This window comes from Streptomyces diastatochromogenes (assembly GCF_002242805.1).
Lineage (GTDB): Bacteria > Actinomycetota > Actinomycetes > Streptomycetales > Streptomycetaceae > Streptomyces > Streptomyces diastatochromogenes.
Map to the genome: position 1 here is coordinate 91,998 of NZ_MCGQ01000058.1, position 2,992 is coordinate 94,989.

The 2,992-nt window shown below is 76.8% G+C and carries 1 protein-coding gene; it reads left to right on the forward strand.

Annotation, left to right across the window (positions count from 1 at the left end):
• Nucleotides 1-2,992: acyltransferase domain-containing protein (locus BEK98_RS49685; RefSeq protein ID WP_208643402.1), on the forward strand; the 2,992-nt coding region annotated here is incomplete at both ends.

The window sequence follows — 2,992 nt, forward strand, 5'->3', positions numbered from 1 at the left end:
CGACGCCCATGGTCGACTGGTCGAGCGGTGCGGTGGAGTTGCTGACGGAGGAGCGGGCGTGGTCGCGCGTGGACCGGCCGCGCCGGGCCGGTGTGTCGTCGTTCGGTATCAGCGGCACCAACGCCCACGTCATCATCGAGGAACCCGAGCAGGAGCAGCCTGCGCCCGACGCGCCTGACTCGGCCGGTCCCTGGCTGCTGTCCGCGCACAGCCGGGAAGCACTCTCCGCCCAGGCCGAACGGCTGCGCGCCCACGTGGCCGGCGGTACGGCCCTGCCCGCCGACATCGGCCACTCCCTCGCCGCCACCCGCACCGCCCTGCCCGAGCGGGCCGTGCTCACCGGCAGCACGCCCGAGGAACTGACGGCCGCACTGGACGCGCTCGCCGCGGGCGAGCCGTCGCCCGCCGTGATCGACGGCAGCGCCGCCGGTGCGGGCCGCACCGCGGTCCTGTTCACCGGGCAGGGCGCACAGCGGCTCGGCATGGGCCGCGAACTCCACGCCGCCTCCCCGGTGTTCGCCGCGGCGCTCGACGAGGCCTGCGCCGCCCTTGACCCGTACCTCGAACACCCGATGCACGACGTGCTGTTCGCCGCCGACGACAGCCCCCTGGCCACGCTGCTGCATGCCACCGCGTACACCCAGCCCGCGCTGTTCGCGGTGGAGACCGCGCTGTTCCGGCTCGCCGAACACCACGGCCTGATGCCCGACCTGCTGGCCGGACACTCCATCGGCGAGGTCACCGCCGCCCACGCGGCCGGCGTGCTCACGCTGCCCGACGCCGCCCGGCTGGTCGCCGCGCGCGGCCGGCTGATGCAGTCCGCCCGGGCCGGCGGCGCCATGGTCGCCATCGAGGCCGAGGAGGCCGAACTCGCTCCCGATCTCGAAGAGTTGACCGGACGGCTCGCGCTCGCCGCAGTCAACGGGCCCGCCTCCGTGGTGGTGTCCGGCGACGAGGACGCCGTGACGGACCTCGCCGAGCGCTGGCGCGCCCGCGGCCGCCGCACCCGCCGGCTCCAGGTCAGCCACGCCTTCCACTCGCCGCACATGGACGACGTCCTGGACGAGTTCCACGCGGTCGCCGAGAGCCTCACCTTCCACGTGCCGCGCATCCCCCTCGTCTCGACCGTCACCGGTGAGGTCGCCACCGTCGCGGAGCTGACCTCGCCCGGCTACTGGGCGGCCCAGATCCGCCGGCCGGTGCGCTTCCTCGACGCCGTCCGCACCCTCTCGCGGCTGGGCGCCACCGTCTTCGTCGAAGCCGGCCCCGACCCGGTGCTGACCTCACTCACCCGCTCCGCCCTCGGCGACGACGTCACGGCCGTACCGCTGATGCGGGCGGGCCACCCCGAGCGCGACACCCTCACCGGCGGGCTGGCCCGCGCCTGGGCGCACGGGGCCCCGCTGGACGGCACCACCTTCCACCCCGGCGGACGGCGGGTCGACCTGCCGACGTACGCCTTCCGGCGCAGCCGCTTCTGGCTCGCGCCCGAGAGCCCGTCCGACACGCGCGCCCTCGGCCTCGACCCGGCCGGGCACCCGCTGCTGCACACCGCCGTCGACCTCGCCGGGCGCGACGACGTGCTGCTCACCGGCAGGTTCTCCACCGACACCCACCCCTGGCTCGCCGACCACGCCATCGGCGGCACGGTCCTGGTGCCCGCCACCGCCTTCCTCGAACTGGCCCTCGCCGCGGCCGGCCGTACCGGCACCGACCGGGTCGACGAGCTGACCCTGGAGGCCCCGCTGCTCCTGCCGGAGCACACCCCGGTACGCGTCCAGGTCGCCGTCGGCGCCCCCGGACCGTCCGGTGAGCGGAGCTTCACCGTCCACGCCCGGCCCGAGACCGCCGCCGGAGCGCCGGAGGAGTGGACCCGGCACGCCACCGGCGTCCTCGGCGCCGCCCACGCGGTCGACGGCGGCAACGCCCCGGCCCTGCCCGGCCCGTGGCCGCCCGCCGGGGCCGCCGCCCAGGACCTGGACGGGGTGTACGACCGCCTCGGTGCGCTCGGCTACGGGTACGGCCCCGCCTTCCAGTGCCTGACCGGCCTGTGGCGGGCCGGGGACGACCTGTACGCCGAGGTCGCTTTGCCCGCCGAACAGCATGCGGCGGCCGAGCGGTTCGGCCTCCACCCCGCGCTGTTCGACGCCCTGCTGCATCCGCTGGTGCTGCACGCCGCCGACGGCACGGCGGCCGACGGGATCCGGCTGCCGTTCGCGTGGACCGGCACCCGTATCCACGCCACCGGCGCGACCTCGCTGCGGGTCCGTATCACCCCGGCCGGCCCCGACACGTACACGCTGACGGCCGTCGACCCGACCGGAGCCCCCGTCGTCTCCCTGGACGCCCTGTCCCTGCGCCCCATCCCGGCGGACCGCCTGGCCGCCTCCGCCCCCGGCCGCGACGCCACACCGTACGAGGTCAGGTGGACCCCGGTGCCGACGCCCGCCGCAGGGGAGTCGCACACAGCGGAGGTGACGGGCGACGACCTGCCGGAGGCGGACGTCCTGCTGGTCCGTGCCGAGCGCCTCGCCGCGGCCGGAGCGGACGAGCTGCCGGCCGCCGCGCACCGGACGGTCACCGCCTTCCTGGACCTGCTCCAGCGCTTCCTCGCCGACCCCCGGCTCGACGGCGCACGGCTGCTCGTCGTCACCCGCGGCGCGGTCGCCACCGTGCCCGGCGAGGCCGTACCGGACCTGGCCGCCGCGCCCGTCCTGGGCCTCGCGCGGTCCGCGGAGTCCGAGCACCCCGGCCGGATCGTGCTGCTCGACGCCGACACCGACCTGCCCGCCGACGACCCGCTGCTGGCCGCCGCCCTCGCCACCGCAGAACCCCAACTCGCCCTGCGCGACGGCACGTTCAGCGCACCCCGCCTGGTACGCGGCACCACCGGCGCCGCCCCGGCCACCGCCCCGCTCGGTACCGGCGCGGTCCTGGTGACCGGCGGCACCGGCGGCCTCGGCGCCCTGTTCGCCCGGCATCTGGTCGAGGT